Source organism: Streptomyces sp. NPDC127119 (assembly GCF_042677425.1).
Taxonomy (GTDB): Bacteria; Actinomycetota; Actinomycetes; order Streptomycetales; family Streptomycetaceae; genus Streptomyces.
This window is the reverse complement of the sequence record NZ_JBHXTO010000001.1, coordinates 264,650-283,048: the sequence shown is the minus strand read 5'-3', so window position 1 is coordinate 283,048 and position 18,399 is coordinate 264,650. Positions and strand designations below refer to the sequence as shown.

Here is an 18,399-nt window from a genome sequence, read left to right as displayed (position 1 = left end):
GCGCACCCCCCCCGTGCGGTTCGCCTGGTCGGCGGGGCTGATCATCTGGTACTCGCTTGCGGGGTGCGGGGCGCCGCTGGCGGGGGGCCCCCCTGGCGATGACGGGTGACTCTCGGACGCCCAAGGCGCCGGGTCCCCTCAGCGGTGGTGAGGGGACGTCAGGTAGTGCTGTCGCAGAAGCTCCTTCCCGTAGTCGTTGCCGTTCGGGGTGCGGATGACGGAGTGGACGTGCATCTGGGTGGCGCCGCTGCCCTGCGAGGCGCCGTACGCACCCGCGAGCGGGCCGGGGGCCTGGCAGTCGACCTCCACCCAGACGACCGGGCTGTGCACCCGGACGTAGAAGGCGGAGTCGTCCGCGATGCCGCCCGACCAGGTGACGTGGGTGTCGTTCAGGTGGGCCCGCACCTCGGCCAGTCGGGCCCTGGCGACATCGGCCTTGGCCCGGCCCGTGAAAGCCTCGACGATGCCGAGGAGCTTCAGCTTCTGGGCGCCGGTGAGGGCCGTGCCGCGGATGCCGGTGTACTCCTGGACGGCGTTGTCGGCGAAGGCGCCCGCCTTCATGGACTCGTTCGACTTGGTCGTGGACTCGACCGCGACCGTGCGCTGGGCCGCGGTGAGGGAGTTGATGAAGGCGAGGCTCGCCCTCACCTCCTCCTTGCACACGGAGACCGTCGTGCCGTCGATCTCCATCTCGGTCGGCTCCGAGCCCCAGAAACACGGGCTCATGACGACCTGGCCGCCGAGCACGAAGTAGTTGATGACCAGGTGGTGCCCGTCGAACTGGAAGCCCCAGGGCTCGGTGGCGGACGGCGTGCCCATCACCGTGTAGTAGAAGGCCTCCTCGTTGAAGGAGTTCGTGTTGTCGATCGCCTCCCCCGCGGCCTGGTTGATCCTGCGGATCCGCTCCGTGGTCTCCAGGCCCTCGGCACTGAGCGCCGACTTCAACAGGGCCTTGCCGAGGGCCTGTTGCTCGTCGGAGAGGTCGGCGATCGAGACGCCCTGGCGGTCGTACGCGTCGACGTTGCTCCACAGTCGCCACTCGGTGGAGTGCACGGTGAACTGCGTCGACGACCTCTGGGTGGCGCTCAGCCCGGCCAGGAAGGCGTTGGCCGCGGCGATCACCGGGGCGGTCGTGACGCCCTCGGAGTGGACCGTGAAGAGGTCGTCGATCCTCTTGCCGTCGGTGGTCAGGCCGAAGAAGTCCTCGGTGATGGACTGGTTGCCGGGACCTCCGGTGGGGGCGCCGGTAGGAGCGCCGCTCGGGGCGGTCGAGGCGGTCGCGTCGGACTCGTCCGCGGCGAGGGCGGCCCAGGCGCCGGCGCCGCCCATCGTCGCGACGGCGGTGGCGCCGCTTGCGAAGAAGACCTTGCGCATGAAGTTGCGCCGGCTCGCGTGGGCCTGACGCCCTGTCAGTGACGGCTGTGCCGTCTGTGCCGCGGACCCTTGCGCCGCGGGCCCCTCGGTGTCGGGCTCGGTCATCGCAACTGGCTCCCTCTACGCCATGGACCGGTCCCTGGCGGACGGCCGCGTGGGACGACTGTGGCTCGCCAACCTGAGGCTCAGCTGAAGCGGGGGTGGTGGGAGGGGGTTGTTGGGTCGGGTGCGGGTGCGTTGTGGCTGGCCGCGCAGTTCCCCGCGCCCCTGAGGGGGCGAGGGCCGGAACGCGGGAAACGGCGCGGACCCCGCCCCCGAGGAGACAAAGGCCGGGGCGCAGCCCCGCCTTTGAGGGGCGCGGGGAACTGCGCGACCGGCCACAACGCACCCGCACAGGACCCCCGACCCGCGAACCGGGGCGCAGCCCCGCCCTCAAGGGGCGCGGGGAACTGCGCGACCAACCCCCACGCGCCCGCACAGGACTCCCGGCCTGCGGACCGGGGCGCAGCCCCGTCCTTGAGGGGCGCGGGGAACTGCGCGACCGGCCACAACGCACCCGCACACGACTCCCGGCCTACGGACCGGGGCGCAGCCCCGTCCTTGAGGGGCGCGGGGAGTCGCGCGGGGCTTCCGGCCCGTGGGGTCCGGGACGCTCGGTGGTCAGTGGCGGTCGGGGCGGGGGTCGCTCGTGGCCAGTGCCGTCGGAGGAGGCGCCGAGGGTGCCTCCGCGAGCGCGTGGGACGGCGGCAGCGTGAGCGTGAACTCCGTGCGGCCCGGGGCACTCTGTACGTCTATGTGGCCGCCGTGGGCGCTCGCGATGGCCGCGACGATGGCGAGGCCAAGGCCGGAGCCGCCGTCGGCGGGGGTGTTCCGCGAACGGGACACGTCGCCCCGGGTGAAGCGTTCGAAGACCGCGGGCAGCAGGTGCGCCGGGATGCCGGGGCCGTCGTCGCGGACACGGATCACGCAGTGCGCCTCCGTGGCCTCCACCGACGCGACGACCGTCGTACCCGCGGGCGTGTGCACCCGCGCGTTGGCCAGCAGGTTGGCCACCACCTGGTGGAGGCGGGCCTCGTCGCCGCGGACGAGCGCGGGGGTGTCGAGGAGCAGCGCCAGTTGCCAGTCGTGGCCGCCGCCCGCCGCCCGCGCGTCCCACACCGCTTCGGCGACCAGCGCCGCGAGGTCGACCTCGGACGACTGGAGCGGCCGCCCCTCGTCGAGTCGGGCGAGCAGCAGCAGGTCCTCCACGAGGCCCGTCATGCGCGCCGACTCGGCGGAGACCCGCCGCCAGGCCAGCGTGGGCTCGATCCGCTGGGTGCCGCGGTTCATCAGTTCCGCGTATCCGGCGATGGACGCGAGGGGTGTACGGAGTTCATGGCTGGCGTCGGCGAGGAAGCGCCGCATGCGTTCCTCGCTGCGCTGGCGTTCGGCGAGCGAGGACTCCACGTGGTCGATCATGCGGTTGAGCGCGGCGCCGACCTGCCCGGCCTCGCTGCCGGGGTAGGTGTCCCGTTCGCGTACCCGGGTGAGGCCGGTGACCGCGCCCCGGCCCAGCGGGGCCCGCGAGACCTCGACGGCGGTGGCGGCCACCCTGCCCAGCGGCCGCAGCTGACGGCGTATCACCACGGCGCAGACCACGCCCGCGGCGGCCAGGCCGAGTGCCCCCGCCGCGGCCTCGATCAGGACGAGGCCGCCGATCATGTCCTGTACGTCGTCCATCGGGAGCCCGGTGAGTACGGGGACGCCGTCGCCCGCGATGGCGGTCACGCGGTAGGTGCCGAGGCCGGGGATCGTGCGGGTGTGCAGGGAGCCGTCGGTGGCGATGCCGTCCAGGGCGGCGCGCTGGGCGGTGGTGAGGGTCTGCTGCGTACCGTCGTCCGTGACCACTTGGGCCGCGATGACCTGTCCGGTCCCGTCGGCAGCGGTATCGGTATCGGTATCGGCAGCGAAACGGGCGGCCAGCGTGCCGACCGCCTGTCCGCGTTCGTTCAGGAAGCCGAGGTCCGTGTCGTCGCCCGTACGGCGCTGCAGTCCGCCCTGGCTGCGTTCGGCGGCGTCGGTGACGCGCTGGTCGAGGTTGCCGATCAGGTAGGCGCGCTGGGCGAGGACGGTGGTGAGCGCCATCGCCGCGCAGACGACGACCAGGGTGACGCCGATGAAGAGCAGCAGACAGGTGCGCAGGGAACGCCGTTCCGGCAGGCGCGGCCTCATCTGCCGTCCCCCGGCGGTCTGATGGCGTACCCGACACCCCGTACAGTGTGGATCATCGGTGTCCGCCCCTTGTCGATCTTGCGGCGGAGGCTGGAGATGTAGACCTCGACGAGGTTCCCTCCGCCGTCGAAGCAGCTGCTCCACACCCGGTCGAGGATCCGGGTCTTGCTCAGCACCTGGCGCGGGTGGCTCAGCAGCAGGCTGAGCAGGTCGAACTCCTTGGCGGTGAGCTGGATCCGCGTACCGTCGCGGTGCACCTCACGGGTCTCCTCGGTCAGCACCAGGTCTCCGAGGGCCCGTACGGAACCGCCGGACCTGCGGTCCTCGGCGCCCGAGCGCCGCAGCAGTGCGCGCAGCCGCAGTACGACCTCCTCCAGGGAGAAGGGCTTCGTCACGTAGTCGTCGGCGCCCGAGGCGAGGCCGTCGATGCGGTGTTCCAGCGCGTCGCGCGCGGTGAGCATCAGGACGGGCAGCTTCGGGTTCTCCTGGCGCAGTCGGCGCAGGACCTGGATGCCGTCCAGGTCGGGGAGCATTCCGTCGAGGACGACGGCGTGCGGGGCGCGGGCGCGGGCCACGCGCAGCGCGGAGCGGCCGTCCGGTGCCGGGTAGGGCTGCCAGCCTGCTTCCGTGACGGCCACGGAGAGCAGTTCGGTCAGACCTGGTTCGTCGTCGACGATCAGCACGCGTACGGGCTCGGTTCGGGTGCCAGACATGTGGTGATCCTGTCCCCTTCGCCTGGGAGCCCCCTGTGCAGGACCTGAGCCCGAGCCGTGCGTCCTCGCATCCGGTGCGGCCTCTGAAGGGTCCACCGTGGCCGGCCGCGCCGTTCCCCGCGCCCCTTTGCGGGGCGAAGGCGCGGCCGAGCCTTCAGGGGTGCGGGGAACCGCGCAGTCCTTGAGGGGTGCGGGGGACGGCGCGAGGGCAAGAGCGGAGGGCCGCACCCCCCGTCCTGCGGGGGGTGCGGCCCTCGAATGCCGTACTGGCTGTCGTACCGGCTGCCGTGCCGGGGCGCCTACTTGGCGATCAGGCTGCGCAGCACGTACTGCAGGATGCCGCCGTTGCGGTAGTAGTCGGCCTCACCGGGGGTGTCGATGCGGACGACCGCGTCGAACTCCACACCGGTGTCGGTGGTGACCTTGACCGTACGGGGGGTGGTGCCCTCGTTCAGCTCGGTGATGCCGGTGAAGGAGAAGGCCTCCTCGCCGGTCAGACCCAGGGACTCGGCGGTCTGGCCCTCCGGGTACTGCAGCGGGATGACACCCATGCCGATGAGGTTCGAGCGGTGGATGCGCTCGTAGGACTCGGCGATGACGGCCTTGACGCCCAGGAGCGCGGTGCCCTTGGCGGCCCAGTCGCGGGACGAGCCGGAGCCGTACTCCTTGCCGGCCAGGATGGCCAGCGGGGTGCCCTGCTCGATGTAGTTGCGCGAGGCGTCGTAGATGAACGACACCGGGCCGTCCGCCTGGGTGAAGTCGCGGGTGTAGCCGCCCTCGGTGCCCGGCGCGATCTGGTTGCGCAGGCGGATGTTGGCGAACGTGCCGCGGATCATGACCTCGTGGTTGCCGCGGCGCGAGCCGTAGCTGTTGAAGTCACGACGCTCCACACCGTGCTCGGTGAGGTACTTGCCGGCCGGGGTGTCGGCCTTGATGGCGCCGGCCGGGGAGATGTGGTCGGTGGTGACCGAGTCGCCCAGCTTGGCGAGCACGCGCGCGCCGGTGATGTCGGAGACCGGGGTGGTCTCCATCGTCATGCCCTCGAAGTACGGGGGCTTGCGCACGTAGGTGGACTGCGCGTCCCACTCGAAGGTGTTGCCGGTGGGGATGGACAGGGCCTGCCACTGGGCGTCGCCCGCGAAGACGTCCTGGTAGGACTTGTTGAACATGTCCTCGCCGATGGTGTTCGCCACCACGTCGTTGACCTCGGCCTCGGTCGGCCAGATGTCTTCGAGGAAGACCGGCTTGCCGTCCTGGTCGGTGCCCAGCGCGTCCTTGGTGATGTCCACCTTCATGGAGCCCGCGATGGCGTACGCGACGACCAGCGGCGGGGAGGCCAGGTAGTTCATCTTGACGTCGGGGTTGATCCGGCCCTCGAAGTTGCGGTTGCCGGAGAGGACCGAGGTGACCGCGAGGTCGTGCTCGTTGACGGCCTTGGAGACCTCCTCCGGCAGCGGGCCGGAGTTGCCGATGCAGGTGGTGCAGCCGTAGCCGACGAGGTTGAAGCCGATCTTGTCGAGGTAGGGGGTGAGCCCCGCCTTGTCGAAGTAGTCGGTGACGACCTTGGAGCCCGGGGCGAGCGTGGTCTTGACCCAGGGCTTGCGGGTCAGGCCCTTCTCCACGGCCTTCTTCGCGACGAGCGCGGCGGCGACCATGACGTACGGGTTCGAGGTGTTGGTGCAGGAGGTGATCGCGGCGACGGTGACGGCGCCGTGGTCGATCTCGTACGTCGAGCCGTCCGCGGCCGTGACCGTGGTCGGGCGGGACGGTACGCCGTTGCTGCTGGCCGGGGCGTCGGAGGCCGGGAAGGACTCCTTGCCCGCCTCGTCGTCGTCCTCGACGTAGTTGCGGACGTCCTGCGCGAACTTCTGCGAGGCGTTCGCGAGGACGATGCGGTCCTGCGGGCGCTTCGGGCCGGCGATCGACGGGACGACCGACGCCAGGTCCAGCTCCAGCTTCTCGGAGAAGTCGGGCTCGGCGGCCGGGTCGAGCCAGAGGCCCTGCTCCTTGGCGTACGCCTCGACGAGCGCGACCTGCTGCTCGTCGCGGCCGGTCAGGCGCAGGTACTTCAGCGTCTCGTCGTCGATCGGGAAGATCGCGGCGGTGGAGCCGAACTCCGGCGACATGTTGCCGATGGTGGCGCGGTTGGCGAGGCTCGTGGCCGCCACACCCTCGCCGTAGAACTCGACGAACTTGCCGACGACACCGTGCTTGCGCAGCATCTCGGTGATCGTGAGCACGAGGTCCGTGGCGGTGGTGCCGGGCGTGAGCTCACCGGTCAGTTTGAAGCCGACGACGCGCGGGATGAGCATGGAGACCGGCTGGCCGAGCATCGCGGCCTCGGCCTCGATGCCGCCGACGCCCCAGCCGAGCACACCGAGGCCGTTGACCATGGTGGTGTGGGAGTCGGTGCCGACCAGCGTGTCGGGGTACGCCTGGCCCTTGCGGACCATGACCGTACGCGCCAGGTGCTCGATGTTGACCTGGTGGACGATGCCGGTGCCCGGCGGGACGACCTTGAACTCGTCGAAGGCGGTCTGGCCCCAGCGCAGGAACTGGTAGCGCTCCTTGTTGCGGCCGTACTCCAGCTCGACGTTCTGGGCGAACGCGTCGTGGGTGCCGAACTTGTCGGCGATGACGGAGTGGTCGATGACCAGCTCGGCCGGGGCCAGCGGGTTGATCTTCGCCGGGTCGCCGCCGAGCTCCTTCACGGCCTCGCGCATGGTGGCGAGGTCCACGACGCAGGGCACGCCGGTGAAGTCCTGCATGATCACGCGGGCCGGCGTGAACTGGATCTCCTGGCTGGGCTGGGCCTGCGAGTCCCACCCGCCGAGAGCACGGATGTGGTCGGCGGTGATGTTCGCGCCGTCCTCGGTACGGAGCAGGTTCTCCAGCAGGACCTTGAGGCTGTACGGAAGGCGGGCCGAGCCTTCCACCTTGTCCAGCCGGAAGATCTCGTAGGACTCGTCGCCCACGCTGAGCGTGCTACGGGCGTCGAAGCTGTTCGCCGACACGACAGTCTCCTTCATTCATGTGCGCGTACCACCGCATCCTGCCGCCACGCCCTCTTGGCCGATCCGCTAAGGTCAGGCTAAGTTAGGTAACCCTTACCGGTCTCGGGCGGCTGCGGCACGCCTCGGCAGATATCTCGATGTCGAGATAACTCTAGTACATGACCGCGGGACGGTCATGCCCGGAGGGCGTGTGCCCCCTCCCAAGGGATTCAGTGACGCCCGGCCGGTCCGGCAGGGCGGGCGCGAACCCGGCCCGGCCGCAAGGGCGTTCGGCGTACCGACCGGCATTCGGGGTACCCGGAGGCGGACGACGAGAAGGGGGCACCCATGCCGCTCACATTCCGCAAGAGCTTCCGGATCCTGCCCGGAGTACGGCTGAACATCAACAAGAAGTCGTGGTCCGTCACCACCGGCGGCAAGAACGGCCCCAAGCACACGCACAGCAGCACGGGGCGCCGGACGACCTCGATGGACCTCCCCGGCCCCTTCGGGTGGCGTCGCACCACCCGCGCCAAGCGTCACTGAGGCACCGTCACCCCATCGGACCCCTCCGGATGCGGCATCTCATATGTGAGATAGCCTGCCGTCATGGCAGACGACTACCTCGTACGCATCGGCAAGCTCATCCGTGACGCCCGTCAGCATCGGGGCTGGACACAGACGCAGCTGGCCGAGGCGCTCAGCACCAGCCAGAGCGCGGTGAACCGTATCGAGCGCGGCAATCAAAACATCAGCCTTGAGATGATCGCCCGAATCGGTGAAGCGCTGGACAGCGAGATCGTCTCGCTCGGCTATGCCGGCCCGATGCATCTCCGTGTGGTCGGCGGACGTCGGCTCTCCGGCTCGATCGACGTCAAGACCAGCAAGAACGCGTGCGTGGCGCTGCTCTGTGCGACGCTCCTGAACAAGGGCCGCACGGTGCTGCGCCGCGTCGCGCGCATCGAGGAGGTGTACCGCCTTCTGGAGGTACTGGGCTCCATCGGCGTACGCACCCGGTGGATCAACGGTGGCGTGGACCTGGAGATCGTGCCCCCGGCCGAGCTGGACATGGCGTCCATCGACGAGACGGCGGCCCGCCGCACCCGCTCGATCATCATGTTCCTCGGGCCGCTGCTGCACCGCATGGACGGCTTCAAGCTGCCGTACGCGGGCGGCTGCGACCTCGGTACGCGCACCATCGAGCCGCACATGATCGCGCTGCGCCGGTTCGGCCTGGACATCGCGGCCACCGAGGGCATGTACCACGCGCGGGTGGACCGCAAGGTGACCCCGGGCCGTCCCATCGTGCTGACCGAGCGCGGCGACACGGTGACGGAGAACGCGCTGCTGGCCGCCGCCCGCCACGACGGCACGACCGTCATCCGCAACGCGTCCTCCAACTACATGGTCCAGGACCTGTGCTTCTTCCTGGAGTCGCTGGGCGTCCGGGTGGAGGGCATCGGCAGCACCACGCTCACCGTGCACGGCGTGCCGAACATCGACGTGGACGTGGACTACTCGCCGTCCGAGGACCCGGTCGAGGCGATGAGCCTGCTGACCGCCGCGGTCGTCACGGAGTCCGAGCTGACCGTGCGCCGGGTGCCGATCGAGTTCCTGGAGATCGAGCTGGCGGTCCTGGAGGAGATGGGCCTCGACCACGACCGCACGGCGGAGTACTTCGCCGACAACGGCCGTACGCGTCTGGTGGACCTCACCGTGCGCCCCTCGAAGCTCGAAGCGCCGATCGACAAGATCCACCCCATGCCCTTCCCGGGTCTGAACATCGACAACGTCCCGTTCTTCGCGGCGATCGCGGCCTCCGCGCAGGGCCAGACCCTGATCCACGACTGGGTCTACGACAACCGCGCGATCTACCTCACGGACCTGAACCGCCTCGGTGGCCGCCTCCAGCTCCTCGACCCGCACCGCGTCCTGGTCGAGGGCCCCACACGCTGGCGCGCCGCGGAGATGATGTGCCCGCCGGCGCTGCGCCCCGCGGTGGTGGTCCTCCTCGCGATGATGGCGGCGGAGGGCACGTCCGTCCTGCGGAACGTGTACGTCATCAACCGCGGCTACGAGGATCTGGCGGAACGCCTCAACTCGGTGGGAGCGCAGATCGAGATCTTCCGCGACATCTGACCGACGCACGGTGCCGCCCCGCCCTCTCCTGACCAGCCGGTCAGGAGAGGGCGGGGCAAATCCTCAACTCGCCGTCGTACAAGGCCTGATCGACCAGGCGTCCGCCAGCCACTAGATTCCCAGCCATGAGCCTGCTTCCGCGGTCGCCCGTCCCGTTCGAGGCGATCCGCAGCCCGTGCGGGCGACCGGTCGGCCCCTACGCGGCAGCCGGGAGACGTTGAGTGCGATGAGGATGCGGCACGTGTTCATGTGGGTATCAGGAGCGGAGGACTGATGGCGAACCAGCAGACCGATGACAACGTTTTCGCTGTGGGGGACACACTCGGCGCCGAGGAAGTGGCCGTGTACCGCTGGCTGGCCCTGCACGGTCGGTTAGACCCGGCCCGGATGGCCGAGGAGACGGGTGTCGACGAGGCGGCGGTGGGCGGAGCGGTGGACTACCTCGTCCGCATCGGCCTGGTGCACAGGGGCGAGGAGGGCGACGACCGGCTCTGGGCCGTCGACCCGCATCTCGTCGCGGCGGTGGCCACCGCACCGGTGGAGCGGGCCATCGCCGAACAGCAGACGCAACTGCGGGTCTTCCGCGACCAGTTCGCCCAGTTGGCGGCCGACTACCAGGAGGGCAGACACGGTGTCTCCACGGACCTGGAGACCATACCCGGGCTCACCCAGGTACGGGCCGCGCTGAACCGCGCGGCCGAGCAGTGCCGCGAGGACATGGTCACCGTGCAGCCCGGCGGCACCCGCCCGCCCGAGGTGCTCCAGGACGCCCTGCTGCGGGACAGCCAGATGCTCGCCCGGGGGGTGCGGATGCGGACCGTCTACCACCACACCGCCCGCTTCAACAGCCCCAGCCAGGCGTACGTGGCCACGGTGAGCGCACTGGGCGGTGAGTACCGGACCGCCCATCAGCTCGTCGGCCGGATGATCATCTTCGACCGGGAACTCGCGTTCATGACCAACCGCAACGACCGGCTGGGCGCGGTGGTGGTCCGGGAGCCGTCGGTCGTGCACTTCCTGTACGAGCTGTTCGAGCAGGTGTGGTCGCAGTCCCAGCCGTTCTCCGACGCGGTCACCGACGGCCTGGAGGCGGTCGCCAAGGACCTGGACCGCACCATCCTGCAGCTGCTGGCGACAGGGCTGAAGGACGAGACGATCGCGCGGCGGCTCGGCATGTCCCTGCGCACCACCCGCAAGCACATCGCCGACATGATGCAGGCCCTCGGCGCCGAGAGCCGTTTCCAGGCCGGCGTCGCGGTGTCCGCGCGGGGGCTGCTGAACGACGACGGAGAGCCGGACGCGGCGCCCGCCGCGGCTCCGACCTGATCCGGCGGCCGTCCGGGGCCGATCCGGGCGCAGTCCCCGGGGGCGCAGTCCCCGGGGACGTACGCCGTCAGTCCGGCACCTCCAGGTGCAGTTCGAGCAGGGTGGTCGGGGCGTGGATCTCCGACAGCCGGTAGGTGTGGTCCCGGGGCACGAAGAGAGTCCCGCCGGAACGCAGCCGCATGCCCAGCGGGTGCGAGGGGCCGGGTGCCGGGTCCTCACCGACACGCGACAGGACGCACCGGCAGGCCCCCTCCAGGAACGTGACCGTGCGCTCGGCGCCGTTCGGCGCGCTCTCCACGACGGGAGAGTCCGCCGACAGGAAGCGGAAGAGGGGACGCACGCGCAGCTGCAGCCTGCGGCCCAGCTCGGCCGCCAGGTCCTCCGTGCCCGGTCCGCCCGGCACGGAGGACTCGGCGCCCGGCTCCGGACGGGCCGGGCGGGGCAGCTCCAGCAGGGCCGACAAGGTCTTCGGATCCTCGGGCCACAGCAGGGCCGGCCCCTTGGCACCGTTGGCCGCCACACACAGCGCCAGCTCCTCGACGAAGGACTGGATCGGCTGGCTCAGAGCTCGCTGTCCGGGCACGGTTCTCCGATCTCGCCGCAGGTCCGGGCGATGCTGGGTGAATGAGGTGTGCCAGGGCGCCACGGCGCACGGACACACGGAGGGAAAGGGGGAGGTGCTGTCCCGGCGCCACTGCGACCGCGGTCACCGAGGTCGCGGTCACTGCGACCGCGGTGAGGATTCTGCCGCTCGGAGATCGGTCCCGACAGTCACGTGTTCACGTGTCGTCCGGCACCCGCGGCGGCGCACCTGAGCGCCGGTCAGGCCTGAACCCGGTCGGGCAGGTCGGGCAGATCGGGCCGGTCGGGAAGCTTCGGCGTCGCCAGGAGCCCCATGTCCTCGATGGCGCTCATGAGGGAGCCCTCGACCGACAGCGCCAGCAGCAACAGATGCATTCGATTCCGGGCCCCGGTTTTCGCGCGTATCCGGCGAAGGTAGGTGTCGACGGTGTGCGGACTTACGTTCATGCGCCGGGCGATCTCGCCGTAGGTGGCTCCGCGCGCTATGTGTCCGAGCACTTCTCTTTCCCGGTCACTGACTTTGCGGACAGCTTCCCGCAGTTTATCGCTCACGGAGTCGAGCGCCCTTTCTCTGTTTGATTCCCGCGTTCCGGTACCTGTCGGAGCATGGGCTCCGGAACTCGTCACGGGCCGGCTGCTGTGCACGTACCCGCAGGTCACTGCGGAGCGCGACCCCAGCCGCTGTCGTCGGGCTCGATCGAGGCCGTCGCCCGGACGTCGGCGCTCGGGGTGTCGGCGGCAGCGGTGGCGGCGGCCGTGGCGGAGACGGTGCCGACTGTCAGCGCGAAAAGAACAGTGGCCACGAACAGGCGGACAGACTTCATGGTTTCTCCCGGAATTCAGAGTGAGGAATGCTGGAAAAGTCCCGCCCGGTGTTGTCCGGCCGTTTCCCTTCTGCTCTTCCAGCATGGGGGGCACCCGTCCCGGAGACCACCGGCTGAACCATTCACCAAGTTCTCTGACACCAAAGCGGGGGGTGAACGAAACGCTCATAGCTGAACGAGCAGGCGCAATACGGACGGAGGCGGAGGCTGAAGGCGTCCCTCGACGTGTTCGGTGTGCCGGGAGACGCCTTCAGCCGTGGCAGGTGTCCGTTCACGACGGCCCGGACGGGGTGGCGCGTCAGACTCGGCTCACCGAGGGCTCCTGGAACGTCTCCCGGAGCTTCGCCCGGTCGATCTTCCCGTTGCGTGTCGACGGAAGCTCCTCCAGCTCGATGAAGTGCCGGGGGACCATGAACTTGGGCAGCCCGGCCGCACTCGCGCGGATCAGGTCGTCCCGGTCGACCTCCGCGCCGGTCGCGCGGGTGTAGAACGCCGCCAGCTGGGTGGACGCGGCGACCTTGACCCCGACGACCGCGGCCCGGCGGACCCCGGCGACCTTGGCGATCACGGACTCCACCTCCCCCGGCTCGACCCGGTAGCCGTTCACCTTGAGCTGGTCGTCGAGCCGGGAGACGAAGTGGAAGTCGGTGCCGTCGAACGTGACCAGGTCTCCGCTGAAGTAGCAGCGGCGCCTCCGGCCGTCCCGGTGTTCGACCTCCCGGAACTTCCTCGCGGTGAGCGCGTCGTCGCCGGCGTACCCGATCCCGACGCAGTTCCCGGCGATGACCAGCTCCCGCGTCTCGCCGGCCACGAACGGGCGCAGCAGGCCGTCCACGAGGCACAGCAGCTCCGCGTCGACGACAGCGGTTCCGATGGGCGGCCGGTCGGGCCAGTCGGTGACGTCGCCCGTCAGCCGGTACTGGGTGACCACATGGGTCTCGCTCGGCCCGTACTGGTTCACCAGGGTCAGGTCACCGTCGGCGCAGAACCGCCGCACCTCCTCGTTGATGACGAGCTGTTCGCCCGCCACCGAGATCTCCCGCAGGCTCGGGATCCCGCCGCCCTCGGCACAGGCGGCGGTGGCGAGTCCGTGCAGTCCGACCACCGGCTGGAAGAGCCGGGCGACGTCGTACTCGCGAATGATGTCGACCAGCGTGAAGGGGTCCAGCCGGTCCTGGTCGTTCACCACGATCAGGGTCGCGCCGGCCAGCCAGGTCGCCACCGTGTCCTCGTACACCATGTCGAATCCGATGGACGACATGTGCAGCGTGTTCGGGGGGCGGTCGTGGCTCCATCGCCGGACGTGCCAGTCGCCGAGCTCCGCCAGGACGACCGGTGGCACCGCGACGGCCTTGGGTTCGCCGGTGGATCCGGAGGTGGGGATGACGTAGCAGACCGGTCCGGTCGCGACCTCGTCCCGTCGCGTTCCGCGGATCGAGCGGAAGGTGTGTTCCGGGACGCCCGCGTCGACCGGTGCGCACTCCTCGGCCCGCAGGATCATGGAGCAGTCGGCGCTGTTCACCAGTCTGCCGGTCCAGGCGGGCGGCATGGCCGGGTCGATGGACAGGACGCCGGCTCCGACGCGCCACACACCCAGTACGGCGGCGCAGCGGGACCACGAGCGGGTCGAGTGGACGTCGACGACGTCACCGGGGCCGATGCCGTGTGCGGCGAGGCCGCCGGCGATCTCGGCCGACAGCTCGTCGAGTTCGGCGTAGGTGTGGGTGACGCCGTCGTCGACGACCGCCACCGCGTCGCGGTGCCGGGCGAGGGAGTCGACCAGCGTGCGGATCAGTGAGACATCGAGGTCGCTCATGCGAACAGACCGCCGTCCACGAGCTCCAGCGGCCGGTAGTCGCGCGATGCCACGAACTCCGGTCGCGGGTGAGGTACTTCGCGCAGTTCGTTGTCGACGCTGTTGTAGCTGACGAACGCCATGGTCCGGTCGACGGGCGACATGTTGGCGCCGGAGCCGTGCGCGATGCAGGGGTGGAAGAACAACAGGCTGCCGGCGCGTCCGGTGACGGAGCGGATCTCCGACTCCGCGGTCACCTTGGCCATCTGCTCGGCGTCCAGCGCGAACTTCAGCTTCGACGACAGGTCGGCCTCCCACTGGGAGGTGTCCCCCGGCTCGGGACGCCACGGGGCTATCGCGCCGTTGCGGTGCGAGCCGGGCACGACAAGGAGCGGGCCGTTGTGCTCGGTCGCGTCGTCGAGCAGCAGCGCGACGTTGACCGCCCGCGGCTCCGGCATGCCGTCCTTGGGTCCCCAGACGCTGTAGTCCTGGTGCCACTGCCACACTTCGCCGCGCAGCGCCTTCTTGGCGTTGACCTTGAACTGGAACACGTGCAGCTTGCTCTCGAGGATCTGCTCCGCCGCCAGGAGCAGTTCGGGCAGCCGCACCAGCCTGGAGAACAGCGGGCCCGTGGTGTGGCAGCCGTGGATGCCCCGCACCGTGGTCCCGTCCTCCTCGAAGATCCGCCCGGGGTGCTCGGTCGCGGAGAGATCGGCCACCTCGCGTCGCAGAGCGGCGATGTCGCCGGCGTTGAAGACGTCTTCGAGGAGCAGGAATCCCTCGGACCTGTATTCCGCTATCTGACTTTCGGTGAGCATGATGCGATGACCTCTCTGCCTGATTCTTTTCTGCCTGATTCATGAGGGGGGGGTGATATGGCCCCGGACCCGGACCGGACCCGGCTGCGGATCGTCGAGCGGACGCAGATCGCTACGCGGGGCTCCGCAGTCCCAGTTCGTCGATCACCATGCTGATGCTGATCACACTCAGCCGGGTGTCCCATTTGCCCTCGGCGCCGCGGGCCGCGATGCGTTCGAGCGCGTCCGTACGGAACACGCCGCTGGCCGCGACCAGGTCGCGCCACCTGGCCATAAGGGGGTCGGGGGCGACCGCGGACAGGCCGTGCGCGGTGAATCCCTGCTTCGCGCGCCGCAGCACGGTGTCCGGGACGATGCCGGCGTAGGCCGCCTTGAGGCAGGCCTTGCCTTCGAAATCGGCGACCTTCTCGCCGTCGCCCGTGCGCAGCGCGAGGTCGACCACGGGATTTCCGAGAAACGGATAGCGGCCTTCCACGGAATTCGCCATCATCATCGCGTCTCCGTGGTCGCCGAGCAGATGACTTCCCAGTTGGACGGAGGTGTCGGCCACCGACCGCATCTGCATCGCGGTGAGTTTCGCGGTCTCGCCGTCGGTGAACGGGATGAGCCTGTCCCGCCAGAACTCCTGGCCGTCGAGCGCCTCGACGCCGTCCGGGGTCAGGGCGTCCGACCGCCGGTGGTCCACCTGCCGCCAGTCGACCTCCCAGGAAAAGTCGGCCCTCCCCCACGCGCTCTCGTTCTCCGCACGGCTCGGAGTCCGTGTGCGGCCGTACCCGTCGAACGCGTACGAGTCGTAGCCGAAGAACAGTTCGTCGGCCCCCTCCCCCGACAGCACGCCCTTGAGTCCGCTCGACCGGACCTCACGCGACAGCATGAGGGCCGCCACGTTGTACGTCTCGCGCTGCGGATAGCAGCAGCGGCGGACCATCTGCTCGAACTCGGCGGTGATGTCCTTGTCCCGGCAGGTGATCTCCAGGTGTTCGCTGCCCGCGGCGGCGGCCACCTCGCGCTGGAAGCGGTGTTCGTCCAGCAGGGCGTCGCCGAACACCACCGAGTACGTGCGCAGCGGTTTCTCCACGGCCGCGGCGGCCTCCATGACCAGCGTGGAGGAGTCGAACCCGCCGCTGAGGCAGGCCCCGATCTCGACGTCGCCGCCGAGCCGGTCGCGCACCGACCGCCGGACGCCGTGCCGGATCTCCTCGGCGGTCACCGGTGGCCCGTCCGTCGCGAACTCGCCGTACCGCCAGTAGCGGACCGTCTCCCGGGCGCGGCCACCGCCGAACCGGACCACGCTGCCGGGCGGTACGGCGTGGACGTCACGCACCAGGGTGCGGGGCGCGACGATGTTGCCGAGCTGGAGGTACTGGTCGACCGCGCCGAGGTCCAGCCGCCAGGTGCCCGGCACCGACCGGACCAGTGGTCCCAGTTCCGAGCAGAAGTGCAGCTGCCCCTCGGACTCGGTGTAGTAGAGCGGACTGATGCCGAACCGGTCCCTGGCCAGGTGGAGGGTGTCGTCGGCACGGTCGAGGATCGCGGTGGCGAACTGCCCGTCGATCAGGCGGAGTCCGGCGGGGCCGTGCCGTGCGAACAGTTCGGGGACGACCGCCACGTCGACGCGGTTGGGGCTGTGCGTCACGCCGAGCCGGCCGCGCAGTTCGTCGGCGTTGTAGATCTCACCGTTCGTGACGGCGACGAACCGCCCGCCGCTGTCCTCGGCGGGCTGCCAGCCGTCCTTGAGCGCGGTCATGCCGAGGCGGGCGAGTTTCGCCGTCAGCACGGGTGTGCTCAGCGAGTAGGTCTCGTCGGGTCCTCGGTGAAGGAGCCGGGAGTGCATGGTCGCCGTGGCGGTGCGGTCGAGGCCGCCGTCCGGCGCGTAGGTGCCGCAGAGGCCGCACATCGCGCTACACGCTCCGCTGCCGCAGCTGGTCCGTGAGGACGCGCAGGTCCGGCGCGCGCAGCACGTCGCGCACCCCGGCGTCCAGCCAGCCCAGTTCGCGCAGCTTCGCGACCAGTGACAGGGTCGACGCCGAATTGCCGCCCAGGGCGTAGAAGTTGTCGTCCAGCGCGGCGTCACCGACCCCGGTGAGGCTGCCCACGAGGGTGAGCACCTGCTGGACGGGGGTCGCCACGGCGTCCTCGCGCAGGACGCGGCTTCCCCGCAGGGATTCGCGGTCGATCTTTCCGTTCGAGGTGTACGGCAGCGCTTCGACGCGCTGCAGCACGGAGGGGATCTTGTACGGGTCCAGGACCCCTTCGAGATGGCGCCTCAGGTCTCTCGGGTCGGCGTCGCCCAGGTAGTAGCAGACGAGCGCGTCGCCCCCGCCGTCCTCCGAGCCGTCGGGCGACTCCACGGCCAGCACCGCCTCGACTACGGACTCCGCCCGGCACACGGTGTTCTCGATCTCGCCGAGGTCCAGCCGGTAGCCGCGGAGCTTCACCTGATGGTCCAGGCGTTCCACGAAGTACAGCTTGCCGTCGCGGAGTTCGGCGATGTCGCCCGTCCGGTACTCCGTCCCGTCGCCCGCCGGCCCGAACGGCCGCACGTCGTGCTCGGTCAGGTAGCCGGCGGCGACGGCGGGGCCCGTGATGACGATCTCGCCCCGGCGCACCGGGCCGGCGGTCCGGGTGTGCGCGGCCCCTTCGTCGAGGTCGCGCAGGTGGTACGCGCAGTCGCCCACCACGTCGCCGAGGGGCACCCCGTCCCGGCACTCGGCCGGGTCGAGCGGCTCCGTCAGCAGATTGCACACCGTGGTCTCCGTGGCGCCGTACGCGTTGTGCAGCGCGGCCACCTCGGACCATGTGGCGACCACCGCCGACCGGCACGCCCCGCCGCCGTTGATCACGTGGCGCAGCCGCATCGCGCCGCTGGGCTCGGTCGCGGTCAGCGCGAACGGAGTGGTCTTGAGGTGGGTGATGCCGAAGTGCTCCAGCGTGTGCCGCAGTTCGGTGCCGGGCGCGAGGCGTGCCTCGTCCAGCACGACGAGGCAGGCCCCGGCCGTGAGGGTCCACAGGATCTCGGTCATGCACCCGTCGAAGGTCAGCCGGGCGAACTGCAGGGTCCGTGAGTCCGGCCCCACGGACAGCCGCTCGACGTGGTCCCGGACCACCGCGGCGAGCGGGGCCGGGCGCACCAGCACGCACTTGGGCTCGCCGGTCGAACCGGAGGTGTGGATGGCGTAGCAGAGCTCGCCCTCGACGTCGGAGAGCCCGCTCACGGGATCGGACGCGCCGGCGCTCCAGGCTTCCGGTACGTCGGTGAGGCAGGGCTCGCCGTCGTCCCGCGACCGGGCCAGCCGCCGGACGCCGAGCAGTTTCACCTTCCCGGAGTTCGACGCCACGCTGTCGCGGCTGTCGAGGAACACGAACGGGCGTCGTGCCCGGAGCGCTCCGATCATCGCCGTGATCGCGCCGAGCCCCCTGCTCGCCTCGATGCCGACGAATCCGCCGGGGGCGACCTCCGCGCACAGGTCGTCCGCGAAGATCTGGGTCAGTTTGTCGAACTCGCGGTAGCTGACGGTCCGGTCGGCCGTCCGTACGGCGTCTCCGTCGGGGTTCTCCCGCAGAACGCGTTCGAATGCGTGTATGAGGGACATGTGACTCCAGTTCCACTCTCCGCCGACGCGC

General features: G+C 70.3%; 14 protein-coding genes. 3 read left to right on the top strand and 11 right to left on the bottom strand.

Features of this window, described 5'->3' with window-relative positions; all coding sequences use genetic code 11:
* Nucleotides 1-138: 138 nt before the first annotated feature.
* The 4 genes from ACFVH5_RS00975 to acnA form a co-directional block, all read right to left on the bottom strand.
* Entirely contained in the window at nucleotides 139-1,479 is a 1,341-nt protein-coding gene (locus tag ACFVH5_RS00975) for a DUF3500 domain-containing protein (protein WP_385830998.1), read from the bottom strand.
* 555 nt (nucleotides 1,480-2,034) lie between these two features.
* Entirely contained in the window at nucleotides 2,035-3,585 is a 1,551-nt protein-coding gene (locus tag ACFVH5_RS00970) for a sensor histidine kinase (protein WP_385830997.1), read from the bottom strand.
* Nucleotides 3,582-4,298 carry a response regulator transcription factor gene (locus ACFVH5_RS00965; RefSeq protein ID WP_385830995.1) on the bottom strand — a complete coding sequence of 239 codons (717 nt, stop codon included), beginning with the start codon at nucleotides 4,296-4,298 and terminating at the stop codon, nucleotides 3,582-3,584. Before ACFVH5_RS00965 ends, ACFVH5_RS00970 begins: the two co-directional genes overlap by 4 nt.
* Before the next feature lie 299 nt (nucleotides 4,299-4,597).
* Complete coding sequence (gene acnA / locus ACFVH5_RS00960; protein WP_107022185.1) at nucleotides 4,598-7,312, bottom strand: aconitate hydratase AcnA; 2,715 nt, start codon at nucleotides 7,310-7,312, stop codon at nucleotides 4,598-4,600.
* Nucleotides 7,313-7,639: 327 nt separating this feature from the next.
* Here acnA and ACFVH5_RS00955 point away from each other — a divergent pair, with 327 nt between their 5' ends.
* The 3 genes from ACFVH5_RS00955 to ACFVH5_RS00945 all read left to right on the top strand — a co-directional run bounded on the left by ACFVH5_RS00955 (nucleotide 7,640) and on the right by ACFVH5_RS00945 (nucleotide 10,756).
* Nucleotides 7,640-7,837 carry a DUF4236 domain-containing protein gene (locus tag ACFVH5_RS00955; protein WP_107022172.1) on the top strand — a complete coding sequence of 66 codons (198 nt, stop codon included), beginning with the start codon at nucleotides 7,640-7,642 and terminating at the stop codon, nucleotides 7,835-7,837.
* A 63-nt stretch (nucleotides 7,838-7,900) separates the two neighbouring features.
* Nucleotides 7,901-9,430: a helix-turn-helix domain-containing protein gene (locus ACFVH5_RS00950; RefSeq protein WP_384798258.1), complete on the top strand. Its 1,530-nt coding sequence runs from the start codon at nucleotides 7,901-7,903 to the stop codon at nucleotides 9,428-9,430.
* 309 nt (nucleotides 9,431-9,739) lie between these two features.
* Nucleotides 9,740-10,756, top strand: a complete 1,017-nt coding sequence (locus tag ACFVH5_RS00945; RefSeq protein WP_385830994.1) for a LuxR C-terminal-related transcriptional regulator — start codon at nucleotides 9,740-9,742, stop codon at nucleotides 10,754-10,756.
* A gap of 67 nt (nucleotides 10,757-10,823) precedes the next feature.
* Here ACFVH5_RS00945 and ACFVH5_RS00940 read toward each other — a convergent pair whose 3' ends face one another.
* The 7 genes from ACFVH5_RS00940 to ACFVH5_RS00910 all read right to left on the bottom strand — a co-directional run bounded on the left by ACFVH5_RS00940 (nucleotide 10,824) and on the right by ACFVH5_RS00910 (nucleotide 18,368).
* Nucleotides 10,824-11,339: a hypothetical protein gene (locus ACFVH5_RS00940; RefSeq protein WP_385830993.1), complete on the bottom strand. Its 516-nt coding sequence runs from the start codon at nucleotides 11,337-11,339 to the stop codon at nucleotides 10,824-10,826.
* Between the two features lie 239 nt (nucleotides 11,340-11,578).
* Nucleotides 11,579-11,890 carry a response regulator transcription factor gene (locus ACFVH5_RS00935; RefSeq protein ID WP_384798267.1) on the bottom strand — a complete coding sequence of 104 codons (312 nt, stop codon included), beginning with the start codon at nucleotides 11,888-11,890 and terminating at the stop codon, nucleotides 11,579-11,581.
* A 104-nt stretch (nucleotides 11,891-11,994) separates the two neighbouring features.
* On the bottom strand, nucleotides 11,995-12,162 hold the full coding sequence (locus ACFVH5_RS00930) for a hypothetical protein (RefSeq protein ID WP_385830992.1): 168 nt from the start codon (nucleotides 12,160-12,162) through the stop codon (nucleotides 11,995-11,997).
* 298 nt (nucleotides 12,163-12,460) lie between these two features.
* On the bottom strand, nucleotides 12,461-13,978 hold the full coding sequence (locus ACFVH5_RS00925; protein WP_385830990.1) for an AMP-binding protein: 1,518 nt from the start codon (nucleotides 13,976-13,978) through the stop codon (nucleotides 12,461-12,463).
* A complete protein-coding gene (locus ACFVH5_RS00920) occupies nucleotides 13,975-14,775 on the bottom strand; it encodes a phytanoyl-CoA dioxygenase family protein (RefSeq protein ID WP_385830989.1) in 801 nt (266 codons plus the stop codon). The genes ACFVH5_RS00925 and ACFVH5_RS00920 overlap by 4 nt, the downstream gene beginning before the upstream one ends.
* A 112-nt stretch (nucleotides 14,776-14,887) precedes the next feature.
* Entirely contained in the window at nucleotides 14,888-16,672 is a 1,785-nt protein-coding gene (asnB, locus tag ACFVH5_RS00915; protein WP_385830988.1) for an asparagine synthase (glutamine-hydrolyzing), read from the bottom strand.
* 4 nt (nucleotides 16,673-16,676) lie between these two features.
* Nucleotides 16,677-18,368, bottom strand: a complete 1,692-nt coding sequence (locus tag ACFVH5_RS00910; protein ID WP_385830987.1) for a non-ribosomal peptide synthetase — start codon at nucleotides 18,366-18,368, stop codon at nucleotides 16,677-16,679.
* Nucleotides 18,369-18,399 lie beyond the last annotated feature (31 nt).